Annotated in this window: 14 protein-coding genes; all 14 read right to left on the bottom strand. The window is 49.0% G+C overall.

Translation table 11 applies throughout. The annotated features are described in order from the left end of the window. A partial coding sequence (cpsG, locus tag OGV69_RS15535) for a colanic acid biosynthesis phosphomannomutase CpsG (RefSeq protein WP_286469406.1) occupies window positions 1-1,292 on the bottom strand: 1,292 nt, incomplete at its 3' end. 3 nt (window positions 1,293-1,295) lie between these two features. After that, window positions 1,296-2,744, bottom strand: coding sequence for a mannose-1-phosphate guanylyltransferase/mannose-6-phosphate isomerase (locus tag OGV69_RS15530; protein WP_286469405.1), 1,449 nt, complete (start codon window positions 2,742-2,744; stop codon window positions 1,296-1,298). Further along, window positions 2,737-3,237, bottom strand: coding sequence for a GDP-mannose mannosyl hydrolase (locus OGV69_RS15525; RefSeq protein WP_069323506.1), 501 nt, complete (start codon window positions 3,235-3,237; stop codon window positions 2,737-2,739). Before OGV69_RS15525 ends, OGV69_RS15530 begins: the two co-directional genes overlap by 8 nt. Window positions 3,238-3,239: 2 nt before the next feature. Continuing rightward, complete coding sequence (gene fcl, locus OGV69_RS15520; RefSeq protein WP_227409062.1) at window positions 3,240-4,205, bottom strand: GDP-L-fucose synthase; 966 nt, start codon at window positions 4,203-4,205, stop codon at window positions 3,240-3,242. 3 nt (window positions 4,206-4,208) lie between these two features. Next, on the bottom strand, window positions 4,209-5,327 hold the full coding sequence (gene gmd, locus OGV69_RS15515; protein ID WP_069323504.1) for a GDP-mannose 4,6-dehydratase: 1,119 nt from the start codon (window positions 5,325-5,327) through the stop codon (window positions 4,209-4,211). Window positions 5,328-5,337: 10 nt separating this feature from the next. Beyond that, the gene (locus OGV69_RS15510; RefSeq protein WP_308196505.1) at window positions 5,338-6,375 is read right to left on the bottom strand and encodes a glycosyltransferase; all 1,038 of its coding nucleotides are present in this window, start codon (window positions 6,373-6,375) and stop codon (window positions 5,338-5,340) included. A 412-nt stretch (window positions 6,376-6,787) separates the two neighbouring features. Next, a complete protein-coding gene (gene galF, locus OGV69_RS15505) occupies window positions 6,788-7,681 on the bottom strand; it encodes a GalU regulator GalF (protein WP_038641757.1) in 894 nt (297 codons plus the stop codon). Window positions 7,682-7,920: 239 nt separating this feature from the next. Next, window positions 7,921-8,916: an SDR family oxidoreductase gene (locus OGV69_RS15500; protein WP_069323502.1), complete on the bottom strand. Its 996-nt coding sequence runs from the start codon at window positions 8,914-8,916 to the stop codon at window positions 7,921-7,923. Window positions 8,917-9,064: 148 nt separating this feature from the next. Further along, window positions 9,065-10,459, bottom strand: coding sequence for a colanic acid biosynthesis protein WcaM (wcaM, locus tag OGV69_RS15495; protein WP_069323501.1), 1,395 nt, complete (start codon window positions 10,457-10,459; stop codon window positions 9,065-9,067). An 11-nt stretch (window positions 10,460-10,470) separates the two neighbouring features. Continuing rightward, the gene (gene wcaL, locus OGV69_RS15490; RefSeq protein ID WP_069323500.1) at window positions 10,471-11,691 is read right to left on the bottom strand and encodes a colanic acid biosynthesis glycosyltransferase WcaL; all 1,221 of its coding nucleotides are present in this window, start codon (window positions 11,689-11,691) and stop codon (window positions 10,471-10,473) included. Then, complete coding sequence (gene wcaK, locus OGV69_RS15485; RefSeq protein ID WP_069323499.1) at window positions 11,688-12,968, bottom strand: colanic acid biosynthesis pyruvyl transferase WcaK; 1,281 nt, start codon at window positions 12,966-12,968, stop codon at window positions 11,688-11,690. The genes wcaL and wcaK overlap by 4 nt, the downstream gene beginning before the upstream one ends. Before the next feature lie 23 nt (window positions 12,969-12,991). After that, window positions 12,992-14,470 (bottom strand): colanic acid undecaprenyl disphosphate flippase WzxC, encoded by a 1,479-nt coding sequence (gene wzxC / locus OGV69_RS15480; RefSeq protein ID WP_069323498.1) that lies wholly within the window; start codon window positions 14,468-14,470, stop codon window positions 12,992-12,994. Between the two features lies 1 nt (window position 14,471). After that, on the bottom strand, window positions 14,472-15,866 hold the full coding sequence (gene wcaJ / locus OGV69_RS15475; protein ID WP_038641768.1) for an undecaprenyl-phosphate glucose phosphotransferase: 1,395 nt from the start codon (window positions 15,864-15,866) through the stop codon (window positions 14,472-14,474). A gap of 54 nt (window positions 15,867-15,920) precedes the next feature. Then, window positions 15,921-17,286, bottom strand: a 1,366-nt coding sequence (gene cpsG / locus OGV69_RS15470) for a colanic acid biosynthesis phosphomannomutase CpsG (protein WP_286469404.1), incomplete at its 5' end; no start/stop codon positions are given.

The following is a 17,286-nucleotide window of genomic DNA, read 5'->3' as shown; positions in this document are numbered from 1 at the left end:
CGCACCACCGGTTCGGTATTGGAAGAGCGTAAATTGAAGCGCCAGTCGACAAACGACATGCTGATGCCATCCGTTCTGTCCACCGTCAGCGCTTCCCGGGAAAAGTGCTGCTCCACCCGCGCTATCGCTGCCGTCGGATCCGCCAGCGTGCTGTTTATTTCGCCACTCGCCGGGTATGCCGCCATCCGGTCACGGACCAGTTCGCCCAGCGACTGTCCTTTCAGACACAGCAGCTCCGCCACCAGCAGCCACGGGATCATCCCACTGTCGCAGTACGCAAAGTCGCGGAAATAGTGATGCGCGCTCATCTCGCCGCCGTAAATGGCATCTTCATGGCGCATCCGCTCTTTGATAAACGCGTGTCCGGTTTTTGACATCACCGGTTTACCGCCTGCCGCCGTCACCACATCCACGGTGTTCCAGGACAGGCGCGGGTCGTGGATAATTTTCGCCCCCGGATTCTTCTCCAGAAACGCTTCCGCCAGCAGACCGACAATGTAGTACCCTTCTATAAACTGGCCTTTTTCATCAAACAGGAAGCAGCGGTCAAAATCCCCGTCAAAGGCAATCCCCATATCCGCACCGTGTGCAATCACCGCGTTACGCGTGTCTGCCCGGCACTCCGGCAGCAGAGGATTGGGAATACCGTTGGGGAAATTGCCATCCGGCGTGTTGTGAATTTTGATGAACTCGACCGGCACGCCCAGCGCCTTAAAACGGGCTTCAATGGCATCCACCACCGGGCCTGCCGCGCCGTTACCGGCATTGAGCACCAGCTTCATCGGTTTCAGGTTGCCGGGATTGATGTAACCCAGCAGGTGGTCGATGTAGGCATCGCGAGGATTGATCCGCTGGTAGCGGCCACGTTTGCTCTCATCAACCGCCGGGAAGTCATTCGCTTCCGCCAGACGCTGCACGTCGCGCAGACCGGTATCACCGCTGATGGGCCGTGCCCCTTCCCGCACCAGCTTCATGCCGTTGTAATCCAGCGGATTATGGCTGGCGGTCACTTCAATGCCGCCATCAACGCCAAGATGGAAAGTGGCGAAATAAATCTCTTCGGTGCCCGACATGCCAATATCCAGCACATCCACCCCTGCATCCTGCAGGCCTTTCGCCAGCGCCAGCTTTAGCGCCTCGCTGGTCAGGCGGACATCGCCGCCGAGGACGATGGTTTTAGGCTGCAAAAACTCGCCGTAAGCGCGGCCAATACGCCACGCAATCTCTTCATTTAACTCTTCGCCCAGTCGGCCGCGGATGTCATACGCTTTAAAACAGGTCAGTTTTTTCATACCCTAGTCATCTTTTCTGTAACGTTCTTTTTGCCGAACGATGTCATCCTCACCCAAATAATCACCTGAACTCACTTCAATAAGATTGAGGGGGATAATACCTGGGTTTTCAAGACTATACGTAGCCCCAAGGGGGATATATATCGATTCATTTGCAGTTATCAACATCGTTTTATCATTGAGAGTAACTTTCGCAGTACCAGAAAGCACAATCCAGTGTTCAGAACGATGATGATGCATACGCAAGGAAAGCCCTTCACCCGGTTTTACTATGATTTTCTTAACCTTATACCGCTCGCCTTGATCGATTGCATCAAATTTACCCCAAGGACGAAATACTTCACGATGTGCGATGTACTCTGACCTTTCTTGTGCCTTGAGCATTTCAACAATCTTTTTAACATCCTGAACGTCAGATTTCTTAGATACAAGTATTGCATCTTTCGTCTGAACTATAACGACATCCTCAACACCAACAGCTGCAACAAGTGCAGACTCTGAATAAATATAATTATTCCTGGTGTTATATGTCAGGACATCCCCTTTGCAAACATCGCCAGTATGTGTTTTTTCACTAATATCCCACAATGATTGCCAAGAGCCAACATCACTCCAACCAATATCAACAGGACAAACAACACAACGATCCGTTTTTTCCATGACAGCAAAATCAATAGATTCGGCAGGGCAATCTTTGAAGATTTCTTCTGGTAAACGTATAAAATCAAGATCGCGATAAGAGGAAGAGACTACCTGCTCACAGATACTGTATATATCTGGTCTATATTTCTTTAACTCTTCTAAATAAACCGTTACTCTAAACATAAACATACCGCTATTCCAAAAATAATTCCCAGATGAAATATATTTCTCAGCGGTAAGGCGGTCAGGTTTTTCAACAAAATTCTTAACTCGATAAAAGCTGTTTTCAGCAACATCGGGAAGAGATAGTACATCACTATCTCTTTCTATGTAGCCATAACCAGTTTCAGCATATTCCGGTATAATACCGAAGGTAACGATACTTCCATTTTCTGCAATTGGTATTGCTTTCTGAATTGCATCACAAAAGATTTTTTCTTTACTGATAATGTGATCAGCAGCCAGTACCAATAGCAATGGATCCTCTTGCTCATTACGCTTCAACGCAGAAAAAGCTGAAAGCGCAATTGCTGGTGCAGTATTGCGTCCACACGGTTCCAGAATAATATTATCGCGTAATTGATTTATCTGTCTTAGCTGCTCTGCAACAATGAAGCGATGTTGTTCATTCGTGATAACTAATGGCGTCTCGCATGAAAGACTCAACAGCCGAAGTAAGGTTGTCTGTAACAGGGAGTTTTCCCCCGAAAGCTGTAAAAATTGTTTCGGATAAAGCTCCCGAGATAGAGGCCAAAGACGACTCCCCGTACCACCAGCCATTACGACAGCGATTAACGGTACATCAGACATATTTGACATCCTTCGTTTCTAAGCCAATTACATGATTGGCATCATTTTGAAAATAGGCACGACTGTTTTCATGAACATTCTCGCAACCCAACAATGCTGCAGGCGCCAGCCAGCGGTATGCTTCGTGCTGCACGTCAGGCAAACAGAGATCTTTTTCCTGTACTCGCAGACGAAAACCGAGCACCACGTAATGGGTCGAGAACTCCTCATTGGAAAAATTGTCTTCGTAGAAGTGTTGCCAGACGCCATAAAAATTACCAGAGGACAACGGTAATCGCAGCCCCAATTCACCTTCAGTTAGCCGTTCAAAGGCCGCACTCAATGGCTCATCCTTCTGTACCCGGCCACCAGGCACAAACCAATAGCCTTGCGCGGGACGATTCAGCCGTTTACCTAAAAGAAATTCGCCCTGCGTGTTTTCCACAATCAAATCGATGGAGACAAGCGGAGCAGAACGCACGACTGTGACAAAATCGTCCTGAGACAAAAACATACTCACCCCCGGAATCGGTGCTGATTCTCAAGGAACCAATGATATGTGCTGGCCAGGCCATCCTCGAGTGAAATTCCGAACTGCCAGCCCAATGTTTTTAGTCTCGAGACGTCAAGTAATTTGCGCGGAGTGCCGTCCGGTTTACTCGCATCAAATACCACCTGTCCTCTGTAGCCCACCACTCTTGCGATAGTTTGGGCTAGCTCACGGATGGTACAGTCCACACCTGTACCAACGTTAATGTGAGACAGCATTGGCTGGGTGTTTTTCTGCCAAACTTCGCGATCCAACTCCATAACGTGAATACTGGCTGCCGCCATATCATCAACATGCAAAAACTCACGCATTGGCGTGCCGCTTCCCCACACAATCACCTCCGATGTATTTTGCACCGTTGCTTCATGAAAACGACGCAACAGCGCCGGGATAACATGCGAATTACTCGGGTGGAAGTTGTCGTGCGGTCCGTATAGGTTTGTCGGCATCACCGAGCGATAATCACGGTCGTATTGGCGGTTATAAGACTCACACAGCTTTATTCCGGCTATCTTAGCAATAGCATATGGTTCGTTAGTTGGCTCGAGCGAGCCCTGTAGCAGTTCGCTCTCCGCCATTGGCTGTTTCGCCATTTTAGGGTAAATACAGGAAGAGCCGAGAAATAACAATTTGTTCACGTTGTGCAGATGCGCTGCATGAACAATGTTGCTCTCAATCATCATATTTTCGAAAATAAAATCGGCTGGGTAAGTGTTGTTGGCAACAATGCCTCCCACCTTAGCCGCAGCCAAATAGACCTGGTCTATACGCTCGGCAGCAAAGAAGTCTAAAACAGCATTACTGTCGAGCAAGTTCAGTTCATCTCGGCTACGCAGCACCAGATCCACATCACCGCGTAGTTCTAACTGGCGAACAATCGCGGAACCCACCATTCCGCGATGACCAGCAATAAAAATACGTTGTCTGATCATTGATTATTCCTGGGATAAACTGACATTAAATCCGTGAGACTTCAATAAAGAGTGCTTTTTCGCTGCCTCCAGATCTTTCGCAACCATTTCAGATACCATCTCCGAAAGTGTGATCTCCGGTTTCCAACCTAGTTTTTCATGCGCTTTGCTCGGATCACCCAGCAGAGTTTCTACTTCAGCAGGACGGAAATAACGCGGATCTACAGCAATAATTACATCTCCCACCTTCACGCCAGGAGAATCATCGCCGGTAACTGAAACCACAATCCCCTTCTCTTCGACACCTTTACCTTCAAAACGCAGTTCGATTCCCACCTGGGCAGCGGCCATTTGAACAAACTGACGTACGGAGTACTGCACACCAGTAGCAATAACAAAGTCTTCCGGTTCATCCTGTTGCAGCATCATCCACTGCATCTTTACGTAGTCCTTCGCATGTCCCCAGTCGCGCAGAGAATCCATGTTGCCAAGATACAAGCATGACTCTAACCCTTGTGCGATGTTAGCAATAGCGCGGGTAATTTTGCGGGTCACAAAGGTTTCCCCGCGACGTGGCGACTCGTGGTTGAATAAAATACCGTTACAGGCATAGATACCATATGATTCACGGTAATTCACTGTAATCCAGTAGGCGTACAGTTTAGCAACAGCATACGGAGAGCGCGGATAGAACGGGGTGGTCTCTTTCTGCGGAATTTCCTGAACCAGCCCATAAAGTTCAGAAGTGGATGCCTGATAAAAGCGGGTTTTCTTTTCCAGGCCAAGAAAACGAATGGCTTCCAATAGACGCAATGTTCCCATAGCATCAACATCAGCAGTGTATTCCGGAGACTCAAAGGAAACTGCTACGTGGCTCATTGCACCGAGGTTATAGACTTCATCCGGCTGAACTTCCTTCAGAATACGGGTCAGATTAGAAGAGTCGGTCAGATCGCCATAGTGCAGATGAAATTTCGGGTTGCTGGAGTGTGGGTCTTGATAGATGTGATCCACGCGTTCAGTATTAAACGAAGATGCACGACGCTTAATGCCGTGAACTTCATAACCTTTTTCCAGCAAAAGTTCTGCCAGGTATGAACCATCCTGTCCGGTCACACCGGTAATAAGGGCGACTTTAGTCATAAGGTATTTCCTATTGCGCATTCTCAGTAAATATAATCTGCTTGTACAGATTAGAGTAATTATTTATAACAAATTTATCAGCCGAAACTGCAGCCTTCTCTCGAAACGTAGCGTAATTAGCGAAGATAAAATCTAATTTTTCTTCAATCTCTTGTTCAGAGTTATTAACCAGCAATCCATTCCCATCAATAAGCTCAAAACACCCACCTACATCACTTAATAAAAGAGGTATACCTGCAGTGTGTGCTTCTAAGCCTGACATTGGCAATCCTTCGCTATCAGAAATCAGCGAAAATAAGTCATATTGATTGTAGTCTGTAAAGTTTTTAACCTCACCTAAAAAGTGTATATTTTTAAATTGTTGGAATTCAACCTTTAAGGCCTCTAAACGTTCACCGCCACCAATAATATCCAAAGTGTATTGCTGTTTTCTGGCAATTACCCTCGCGAGCAGTTCTGGACGTTTAGGATGTGTGAGTCGGCCAACGAATAAAATTTTATTAGTCACAGGCTTGTCATAGTAAGCAGGCATAGCGGGTACTGAGTTAGTGACCATGACAACCTTTTTATCACTTATTCCTATTAGTTTGATTGCTTTTTCTTTATCACTTTCTGATATACACCAAATAGTATCAGTAAGAAATGATAAATATCTTTCTATCTTACAAAAAATATTTTTAAGTCGTCCCCCATTATATAAACATGACCAACCATGAGAGACATACACACAGTTGAATCTGCATGCCAACTTTGCCAGTCGAGCATAAATCCCAGCATTTGCGGAACTTGCAACTAATGAAGTTATTTTGTTATCTCGCAAAAATTTTATTAGTTTAAAATAAGCGGAAACGCTAAAATATTTTTTGACACCTGGAATAATATAAACACCATGAAAATTATTGCTTTGTGTCAGCCACCCATCATCCGATGTTATCAAATAAACATTGCAGTCATCTTTCATGAGATTTGCAATTTCATTCACCCAAGTTTGAGCACCACCAATCTCAGACTTAGTAATAATAAATGCAATATTTTTCAAATCGTCCACCTTTAAAAATATATTTTATAGACTTTTCTAATTTTAATGTTGACAATATTTAACTGATACTTACCGCATTGTGCTATCATAAAGTGTACCAACATTAGCTTTTCACAGAGCACAGAGCTAATCTTAGAAACGCTACCGCCCCTGGCTTTACAGCTACCAGCGCACTGAACTGACTTCGAAGATGTTGTTTCCCCAACAAATTCAGTGTCAAGAAACTTAAACGCTAATTGTCTTACCAAATGCAGCCAGAAACAAGGAAAAACCTGACAAACCGGGATTAAACTTGGTAAGGCAATTCGTTGGTGTTGGTTATTTTTTATAAAAAACGACAGTAACATTCCATTGCATGGTGCATAGATGCTGGGATGTTCACTGCCGTTTTTTAAGATACCATTTCCGAAGATCTAAAAATCTATTCGCCTAATAGTTTCTCAATACTCTTACGAAACGTCGCCCCTTCCTTCAGATTACGCAAACCATACTTAACGAACGCCTGCATATAGCCCATTTTTTTACCGCAGTCGTAACTGTCGCCCGTCATTAACATGGCATCGACAGACTGTTTTTTCGCCAGTTCTGCAATCGCATCTGTTAACTGAATACGTCCCCACGCGCCAGGTTGTGTATGCTCTAATTCAGACCAAATATCAGCCGAAAGCACATAGCGCCCTACCGCCATCAGATCGGAATCCAGCGTTTGCGGCTGATCTGGTTTCTCAATGAATTCAATGATACGGCTGACTTTACCTTCGTTGTCCAAAGTCTCTTTGGTCTGAATAACCGAGTACTCGGACAGATCGCCATCCATACGCTTAGCCAGCACCTGACTGCGCCCGGTTTCATTAAAACGAGCAACCATGGCTGCCAGATTGTAGCGCAGAGGGTCCGCACTTGCGGTATCGAGAACGACGTCCGGTAATACGACGACGAACGGGTTGTCCCCGATAATTGGGCGAGCACAAAGAATTGAATGACCAAGACCGAGTAATTGCGCCTGGCGAACGTTCATGATAGTCACGCCGGGAGGACAGATGGACTGCACTTCAGCCAGCAACTGGCGCTTGACGCGCTGCTCAAGCAACGATTCGAGTTCATAAGATGTATCGAAGTGGTTTTCTACTGCATTCTTTGACGCATGCGTTACCAGAACGATTTCTTTAATGCCAGCAGCTACAATCTCGTCGACAATGTATTGAATCATCGGCTTGTCTACGATCGGCAGCATCTCTTTAGGGATTGCCTTCGTGGCAGGCAACATGTGCATCCCCAGGCCCGCTACCGGGATAACTGCTTTCAAGTTAGTCATTCTATCTCCTACCTCTTAACGGCTGATAAAGTATAGACTTTAGCCGTATGTTAGCCAGTATTGCTGGCTCCATCCTTAACGCCAAACTGACTGGTTAAGGTAAACCGAATGCAAACACTACACTTCACCAGCACAGAGGTGAACTCGGATTCTTCGGAAACGTGCTGAAATCACCATTTATTATACCGTTTCCGAAAAATCGTTGCTAACTACGTCCCGGATGTTAACCGCAAAAATAATCACTCAGAGACGAACGTAATGTCATCTTTCTTATCATGCAAAAATTCGTATTTTAAAGTGCGGTCCAACCCCTGAGATAGCGTGTACGGCGCCACAAAACCTGATGAGTGGACTTTCGTTGCATCAAACTGCGTTGTGGCACAGAATTTCTTCACGCGCACAGAGCTGACTGCATATTTTTTACCGGTCACTTTGCCCAAAATATCAAAGCAATAACCGCCTAACATGCCTAAGGCATAAGGTAAGTGTGCTGAGGGGATTTTTTTACTTAAGCTCTGTTCGACTTCGGTAACCAATTGATTCATATTGAGATCGGGCTTATCAACATAATTATAAACCTCGTAACCAGCTGCAACATTCTTCAGTTTATATTTGATAAACTCAACAATATTACCCACATAAGCCATTGATTTATAATTCGTACCAGCCCCAACCATCATAAACTTACCGCCTGCAATCTGCTTGAGCAGGTTATAAACGTTGCCGCGGTTGCGCTCACCAAAGATAACGGTTGGACGAATAATAGTCAGCGAACGCTCGTCAGGCGCTTTAGCATGCCATTCACGGAGGACCTCTTCCGCTTGCCACTTACTTTTACCATAGTGGTTGAAAGGGTCGTGCGGATGATTTTCATCAGGATTAGTTTTATTCAGGCCATAGATCGCGACAGAACTGGTGAAAATGATATTCTTTACATCATTTTTCTCCATAGCAGCCAATACATTGCGCGTCCCCTGAACATTCACATCATAGTAGAGTGAAGTTGGACTGACATCATCACGGTGTTCAGCCGCTAACAAAACGACTGTGTCATAGCCAGAAAGCGCCTGATCCAGTATTTGTTGATCGCGAACATCGCCAATTTGGGTGATCTGCGGATAGAAATGACTCTGCTGTTTATCCAGATTCTTGATATCAAAATCAGCAACAGTCGTTTCAAGGAGTCTGGTCCCCACGAATCCGGAGGCACCAATGAGCAAAACTTTATCGTTCATAAATCACTTTGTCTGTTCAAAATACAAGAATCATATGATAAAGATGAGCATCTTCCCTGAGTAGTCAACGCCGCCCAGCCCCAGCTTTAACAGTAATCGAGAGATTATAATCTTTTAGCCAATGATATCCAGTAAGATTATGGTGGGGTTACCTCCCCTGTCCCGGTAGTCGGAAATTCACCGCTTCAACATTAACCACCTGATGGTTTATACGGTCAATGTCAACTGAACTTTGCCCGGTTTCGTTTACCGCATGGATATTCGCCAGCGATAGCAAGGTATCCTGTTTAGCCATAAATTTTCCGCGTACATCCTGGCGAAGATCAAAATGCATCTTTAGCGCGGGTCCCGTCGTGGATTGCTGCATAACCTTGATGTTACGTAAGAAAAGGTGTTGCGGTTGGTTGTGCAACTCCAGCGTGGCGCGCTTCATCGCCACATTAGTGATGGCCACAAATGACGTGGCATTGCCCGAGGATATCTGAATGCCGCGTAATTTGTATTCAAGTTTTGAGTTATCCAGATGAATATTATTTAATTTAAAGTTTTGCGGAATGGATAAATATCGTCCTTTGATGACGCCATAGCCAATGAGCATACCGGCGCTATTCTCCATATTGATATTATCAATAACGAAATTATCACACCCATAAATCGCGACCGTTGCATTATCAATGCCCGCTTTCTTACTGAAATCCGGAGTGATATTTCGCGCGGTAATATTACGAATGACAAAATGTTTACCGTTCTCCACATGGACTAACTGTCGGCAGTCGGAACCGGTGATGTTCGCCACCACAAAGTTTTTTACCGCCAGTTCCTCGGGATAGCTATTGTCATAAGTACTCCCCGCCAGCCCGATACCGATACCCCAGTTCACATTGCCGTTAGTACAGTTGATACGTTCGATAACATGATCAGAAATGAGGATATTGCTGTCATTTATCGCCACATTCCACTCGATAGCGTCACCCTGCAAATCGCTGAAACGGCTGTTCGTGATCTTTACGCCATCCATGCGGTTATGAAAGCCCTGACGCAGGATCCCATAGTTAGCGCGCGTAACGGTAATATCATCGATCGTCAGATTGCGCATCAGCCTTGAGGTTTTGCCGCCAATGTAGATTTGCGTCACCGGAGCAAAACCACTCATGGCAATCCCTTTTATCACGCAGTCCGAACCCCGCACATCGAGAGTAACGTTCCTCAGGCTACCGCCCTGCTCGCCCATGACCTTGCATCCATCCTGCAGAACAAAGCGCCCACGCCCCTTGCCGCTTATGCGGCCTTGCACCGATAGCGTTTTGCCTGGCGGAATAACAATCGCGGTATTGATATTCTTACATTCCAGCCCTTCGGGTACGACTACCGTTTGCCCTTCCGTGAATGCCTGCCTGAAAGATGCGACCCAATCCTTTGGGTTGTAATCCTGAATATTGACGCTGCCAGATGATTCAAGCGCCCGGCTAATGGGAGAGTGCAGCACGACAAGCGCAGAGCCTGCCGCCAGAAAACTACGACGTGAGAGTTTTTTCTCTGACATACAACCTCGATTTACATCGTTTGCAGCAGGCTGGCTAACTGTTTATTGATCGCTAACTGATTAAATTCAGCTTCAATTTTTTCTCGCGCGCATTGCACAATCGGCTGCACCTGTTCGCTGTCGAGCAGGCTGAATGCAGCTAACCGTTCAGCCAACGCCTGGGCATCGTTTTCCGGTGCCAGCCAGCCAGATTTACCCGACTCCACCAGCTCAGGGATCCCGCTGTGAACCGTCGAAATGACCGGGATCCCCACCGCCATCGCCTCCATCAGCGCTACCGGGATCCCCTCCATATCGCCATCCCTGCCGGTAATCGAAGGCAGCAGAAATACATCTGCCTGCTCAAGCATCTCCTTCACCTGATGACTGGGTTTAAAGCCAGGCATCTCAATCACATCATCGAGTTGGTATTGTTCGATCAGCGTCCGCAGACGACGTTCCCAGGGACCAATGCCAAGAATGCGATAGCGAAATAAGACGCCCTGCTCTTTCAACTGCCGACAGGCTTCGATGGCGACGTGCAGCCCTTTTTTCTCGGTTAAGCGCGCGACAGAAATAATCTCCAACGGCGCGGCTGGCGATTTCAGTTGGCGCGGGGTAAAACGCGTCATATCGATTCCCATACGCGAGACGGCAATTTTCTGCGGCGGACATCCCATGTTTTTTAAACGTCCGGCCCAGAGATTGCTGATGGGCAGCATCAAGTCACCGCGCTGAAACAGCTGCTGATATTCGGGGGTATAGCGGGCCAATACATCCCGGTGCGAAACATCAACGCCATGAAATACCGTGGCTATTTTCCCGCGGATCATTCCCAGCTCACGCAGTTTGGCAGCCGTCACGCCTGCAGGTCCAAAGTGCGCAATAAAGACATCCGCCTGAAATGCCTGCGGATTCCCACCGCAAATAGCCGCCAAAATCAGATTGCGCGCCTCGTCGCCATAGCGAGAGATATTCAATGCTTTCCAGGTGGCTGCGCGGGTGATGCCCTGCAATGCAGCCGCCGCCCTGAATTTCAGCTTTGCCAGTTTGCCGTCCGGTTCATTCAGCAACCAACGCGTTTTGTCGCCCAATTGGTAGGTATTAAATGAGGCATGCGTATTTTCAAGATCGCCCTTATGCATCGCGACAATCTCCACCTCATAGCCCATATCGATGAACGCAGTGATCTGATTTAATACGAAGGTCTCTGAGGAGAGTGGAAATTTAAGCAGGAAAAAACCAATCTTCATTTTTCCCCCTCAATGCGCGTTAATACCGACTGCACCATACGCACCCCACGTTCGCGTTCACGCATAACCGCGTCCCCTACCCGTATGTTCAGGTCAGGAAGCTGTCCGAGAATATCGGCGACTTTGCCCTCAAGGCTGCCATCCAGCAAATGGCGAATATCGACGGCCATCTCCGGTAGCCCCAGTTGCTGCATGATCCCTGCCGATTTATGCTCATAGTTAATGGCGATGGCGGGCGTCATAAAATTCATCGAGATGATGGCTGAGTGCAGGCGAGTGCCCACCGTCAGGTCGCATGCCCCGAGAATTTTTCCCATCTCAAGGTCGTTGAGTTCATCCATTACCACATGATAACGGGCCGGGTCGTTAACATGCTGACGCAGGTTCAACGCCACCATACGGTCATCTTTGTTGTAACTATCGATACCGGTACAGGTTGACAACGCTATCACCTGGTACCCTTCATCGAGAATGCGGTTCACTACCCCGGCAAAGGCTTGTTCATAAGCCTGTTGCGTCGTCCCCAGACGCTTATCAAAGGGCGCCAGCTCACGCAAAGTAATGGCCACAGTCTTCTGCTTTGCCACCATTTGCAACCAGTGCTGTACGGCATAGCCTGGCTCAAAATCCTCATGATGATTGTCGACCAGCCAGGCGGTATCCACGCCTGCCTCTACCTTTTCCGTGGTTATTGCGCTGCGTTTCATCAGTTCCAGACTAACTGATTCGCGCAAAATCAGCGCGTTACAGTGGCCAAAAACGTAGTTTGCCAGTTGATTAAACTGCTCATCCTGGAATGGCCCCACGCTGTGCCCAATCATGTACAGCGGTTTTTTCGCCATAAATGAACACAGGGCATGTTCGAACTGCGGCACGCCATACAAATCAACAAAAAACGATCCGCCGACCTGGATAATGGCGTCATAGCGCGACAACAGACGGACAAAATCGGTAAATCCCTGGGCGATAGCGATGTTGCGCAGATTACCGGAGTCGGTGACGCGCGAGAGCAGCACCTGGTGCTGATAGCGACGGCGCAAGACCTTCTTCACCCGTCCCATGACACCCGCGGCGTTGTTGTGTTGCTTCATCTGCGAATATAACGGATCGCCCATCACCGGACGATTGAGTAACCATGAGGAGCTTACCGGGTAGCGGCTCATAACATCGACTTCAGTCTCGGGACGCTGCGCGTTAATGGCATCCAGCAAACCGCGCAGAATAGCGCTATCCCCTCGGTTCCCGCAGGTATGGTTGCCCAAAATTAATAGTTTCATTATGACCTCTTAAAGCGTTGTTCTTATCCTGCACGGAGCAAGGTTTTCATTTTTTCACTGCGACAGAGCTGGCGTTTTATTTCCACCATCAGCGGGTGGCGCGACAGCACAATCATCACCGTAAACGCCAGCGTTCCCGCCGCGATTTGCAACCCCAGCACCGCGCTTAACGGCAGTTGGTTGCGCAGGGTAAAACCCAGCGCATAGCTCACAACAACGGTTGGCAAGGAGAGATACAACGGTAGCCACAGACTGAGCATGTACTGACGGTAGCTGGAACCCAGAACAGGTTTGATCATCACGAAATAACTGAGGATGGTGTTAATCACCTGAACCAGCAAAAAGCCCAGCGTCACGCCTGTCGCCCCCGCCAGATGTCCACCAATGAAAATGGCCGGAATAAACAGAAAGGTTTTGAACACATTGAATTTGAAGCTGATATCAACCCGCGCCTTCGCCATCAGCAGTGAACCGATCGGATTCCCGACAGAGCGCAGTAGCCCGACAATGCACAACAATTGCAGGACGGGGACAATACCGTTCCACTTCTCGCCAAATACCAGCGGCACCAGATTGTTCGATACCACCATTAATCCCAGCAGCGCCGGAAAATTGATGATCCCGACCACCGACAGTAGTTTGTAAAAATTCACCCGCAATTTTTCGCTGTCGTCCTGAATTTTGGCAAACGCCGGAAACAGAACGCGGGTAATGATCGGGTTCAGTTTGATTGGCGGTACAACCGCCACGTTCCAGGCAAGATTGAATCCCCCCGCGACGCTTGCCCCCAACGTTCTGGCCAGCACCAGCGTAGAAAGATTGGTATTGATATAATTAATAATGCTATCCGCCGTCAGCCATGCGCCGAAACGTAGGTTTGACGAAACGGAAGCCAGCGAGAAATGCAGCCCCGGGCGGTAAATCTGGCGACCAAAATAGCCGAACAGCAGCGTACGTAGCGTACTGTTCACCAGATACCCAAGAATAGCCGTCAGCGCGAGCGGCCAGAAATGGGCGCTCACCACGGTAAAGGTAAAGCCGGCCAGCACCGAACTGGTCTCAATCATGCCGATTTTGTTAAAGGCCAGTTCTTTTTGCATCAGCGCGCGAAACTGCTGGCCGTGCGGTATCACCACAAACGCCAGTGATAACGTTTTGATGAGCGGAGCCAGTTCGGGGTTATTGAGTACGTTGGCAATTGTCTCGCTAAGCAGAAACATCGTCACGCATACCACAATACCGAGTCCGACATTGAGCCAGTACAAGGTGGTCAGTTCAAGGTAGCCAATCTCTTTGCGCTGAATAATGGAGTTGGCAATGCCAAAGTCAGACAACGTGTCGGCCAGCGCAATGATCACCAGCGCCACAGTCAACAACCCGAACTGGTGATTATCAATAATCCGCGCCAGGACGGTCATCTGGATAAGTCCGAGGCCAATAATGATCACCGTGGCAATTGCCGACCACTTCGCGCCATTCAGCGTTTTTTCTCGTAAGCTCATGTTAATACGCCGCTTTGTTCACAAAGCCTTTAAATATCGTCAGAAAAACAATTTTGATATCGAACCATAAGCTCCACTCGCGAATATATTCGAGGTCAAATTCCACACGTTTTTCCATTTTTTCCAGCGTATCGGTTTCCCCCCGCCAGCCGTTGATTTGTGCCCAACCGGTAATGCCCGGCTTCACCTTATGACGTAACATGTAACCCTCAATCAGTTGGCGGTACTGTTCGTTATGCGCCACCGCGTGCGGACGTGGCCCGACGATAGACATCCCTCCCGTCAGCACGTTAATAAACTGCGGTAACTCATCCAGCGACGTCCGGCGCAGAAAATTCCCCACCGGCGTCACGCGTGGGTCGTTTTGCGTCGCCTGCGTCACCACCGCGTCGTTTTCCATCACTTTCATTGAACGAAACTTCCAGACTTTGATCGGCTTCCCATCCATGCCGTAACGGGTCTGGCGGAAAATTACCGGTCCTTTTGAGGTCAGTTTCACCAGTAACGCAATGCCACACAGCACCGGGGAAATCAGCAGCAGGATCAGCGAGGCCAGCACGATATCTTCCGCACGCTTCAACAGACGGTTAATGCCCGAGAGCGGCGTGTCATACAGCGGCACCACCGGAACACCGTTCATCTCTTCAATCCGTGAATGCAGGATGTTGAAGGTAAAGACATCGGGGATGAGGATCACTGAGCAGGTCGTGTCGGCCAGATCGCGCACCAGTTTTTTCACACTGGCGCCATCGTTCATCGACATAGCGATATAGACGTTATGAATGCGTGAAGCTTTAGCGTCATCCACCAGTTGTTGCAGATTCCCGGCCCAGTCGCGGGAGTTTTTCCCTGGAACAGGATCGTGATAGACACCGGCTACTTCAAACCCCAGCCACGGTTCATGGCGAAAGCTGTCCAGTAGCATTTGCCCGGCGGGCAGGTTGCCTGCCACCGCTACCCGGCGGGTGTTGTAACCGCGATTACGCAGCCATCCCGCACCGTAGCGAATAAACGAACGGCTCAACACCAGACCCACGCTTGACAGCAGATACCACGCCAGCCAGACCGCAAGACGGTTATCGAAATCGTTATTAAAGGCAATTAAACCTGCGCTAAAAATCAGGCTCAGCGTCCAGTTTTGCAGCAACAGCACCAGCTCAGTGGATATTTTGACGCCGCGCCATGAGCGATAAAAATCCGTTATCCCGCCGAGCATCTGAAAAACCACCAGCGTGATCAACGCCACCAGCAAGTGCATGTACAGGAAAGGCAAACCGCTTAATTCGCAGATTACCCATAGCCCGCCAAACATGATGGTGATATCCGAAAAACGTTGCACCATCGAAATTAACGACGCATTGGTTTTGGCGCGTTCGCGCTTCTTTAGATGTGTCATCGTGGTTCCTGTTAGTCGCCTTTGGCCCATAACCGGGCAAAGGAAGCACCGGCATTACTGATTCAGCAACGCCAGAAGAGTGCGCGTTCGCGCTTCCATCAACGGAATATCTCCGCGCGATTCCACGTTCAGGCGCACCACCGGTTCGGTATTGGAAGAGCGTAAATTGAAGCGCCAGTCGACAAACGACATGCTGATGCCATCCGTTCTGTCCACCGTCAGCGCTTCCCGGGAAAAGTGCTGCTCCACCCGCGCTATCGCTGCCGTCGGATCCGCCAGCGTGCTGTTTATTTCGCCACTCGCCGGGTATGCCGCCATCCGGTCACGGACCAGTTCGCCCAGCGACTGTCCTTTCAGACACAGCAGCTCCGCCACCAGCAGCCACGGGATCATCCCACTGTCGCAGTACGCAAAGTCGCGGAAATAGTGATGCGCGCTCATCTCGCCGCCGTAAATGGCATCTTCATGGCGCATCCGCTCTTTGATAAACGCGTGTCCGGTTTTTGACATCACCGGTTTACCGCCTGCCGCCGTCACCACATCCACGGTGTTCCAGGACAGGCGCGGGTCGTGGATAATTTTCGCCCCCGGATTCTTCTCCAGAAACGCTTCCGCCAGCAGACCGACAATGTAGTACCCTTCTATAAACTGGCCTTTTTCATCAAACAGGAAGCAGCGGTCAAAATCCCCGTCAAAGGCAATCCCCATATCCGCACCGTGTGCAATCACCGCGTTACGCGTGTCTGCCCGGCACTCCGGCAGCAGAGGATTGGGAATACCGTTGGGGAAATTGCCATCCGGCGTGTTGTGAATTTTGATGAACTCGACCGGCACGCCCAGCGCCTTAAAACGGGCTTCAATGGCATCCACCACCGGGCCTGCCGCGCCGTTACCGGCATTGAGCACCAGCTTCATCGGTTTCAGGTTGCCGGGATTGATGTAACCCAGCAGGTGGTCGATGTAGGCATCGCGAGGATTGATCCGCTGGTAGCGGCCACGTTTGCTCTCATCAACCGCCGGGAAGTCATTCGCTTCCGCCAGACGCTGCACGTCGCGCAGACCGGTATCACCGCTGATGGGCCGTGCCCCTTCCCGCACCAGCTTCATGCCGTTGTAATCCAGCGGATTATGGCTGGCGGTCACTTCAATGCCGCCATCAACGCCAAGATGGAAAGTGGCGAAATAAATCTCTTCGGTGCCCGACATGCCAATATCCAGCACATCCACCCCTGCATCCTGCAGGCCTTTCGCCAGCGCCAGCTTTAGCGCCTCGCTGGTCAGGCGGACATCGCCGCCGAGGACGATGGTTTTAGGCTGCAAAAACTCGCCGTAAGCGCGGCCAATACGCCACGCAATCTCTTCATTTAACTCTTCGCCCAGTCGGCCGCGGATGTCATACGCTTTAAAACAGGTCAGTTTT

The organism is Citrobacter sp. Cc139 (assembly GCF_030334645.1).
GTDB lineage: Bacteria > Pseudomonadota > Gammaproteobacteria > Enterobacterales > Enterobacteriaceae > Citrobacter > Citrobacter werkmanii.
This window is presented reverse-complemented; position numbering and strand designations above follow the sequence as displayed.

Excerpts from the sequence above, each read along its gene's own strand:
- wzxC (WP_069323498.1), bottom strand. The coding sequence starts at position 14,470 with ATGAGCTTACGAGAAAAAACGCTGAATGGCGCGAAGTGGTCGGCAATT.
- fcl (WP_227409062.1), bottom strand. The coding sequence starts at position 4,205 with ATGATCAGACAACGTATTTTTATTGCTGGTCATCGCGGAATGGTGGGT.
- OGV69_RS15530 (WP_286469405.1), bottom strand. The coding sequence starts at position 2,744 with ATGTCTGATGTACCGTTAATCGCTGTCGTAATGGCTGGTGGTACGGGG.
- gmd (WP_069323504.1), bottom strand. The coding sequence starts at position 5,327 with ATGACTAAAGTCGCCCTTATTACCGGTGTGACCGGACAGGATGGTTCA.
- OGV69_RS15500 (WP_069323502.1), bottom strand. The coding sequence starts at position 8,916 with ATGAACGATAAAGTTTTGCTCATTGGTGCCTCCGGATTCGTGGGGACC.
- galF (WP_038641757.1), bottom strand. The coding sequence starts at position 7,681 with ATGACTAACTTGAAAGCAGTTATCCCGGTAGCGGGCCTGGGGATGCAC.
- OGV69_RS15525 (WP_069323506.1), bottom strand. The coding sequence starts at position 3,237 with ATGTTTTTGTCTCAGGACGATTTTGTCACAGTCGTGCGTTCTGCTCCG.
- wcaK (WP_069323499.1), bottom strand. The coding sequence starts at position 12,968 with ATGAAACTATTAATTTTGGGCAACCATACCTGCGGGAACCGAGGGGAT.
- wcaJ (WP_038641768.1), bottom strand. The coding sequence starts at position 15,866 with ATGACACATCTAAAGAAGCGCGAACGCGCCAAAACCAATGCGTCGTTA.
- wcaM (WP_069323501.1), bottom strand. The coding sequence starts at position 10,459 with ATGTCAGAGAAAAAACTCTCACGTCGTAGTTTTCTGGCGGCAGGCTCT.
- wcaL (WP_069323500.1), bottom strand. The coding sequence starts at position 11,691 with ATGAAGATTGGTTTTTTCCTGCTTAAATTTCCACTCTCCTCAGAGACC.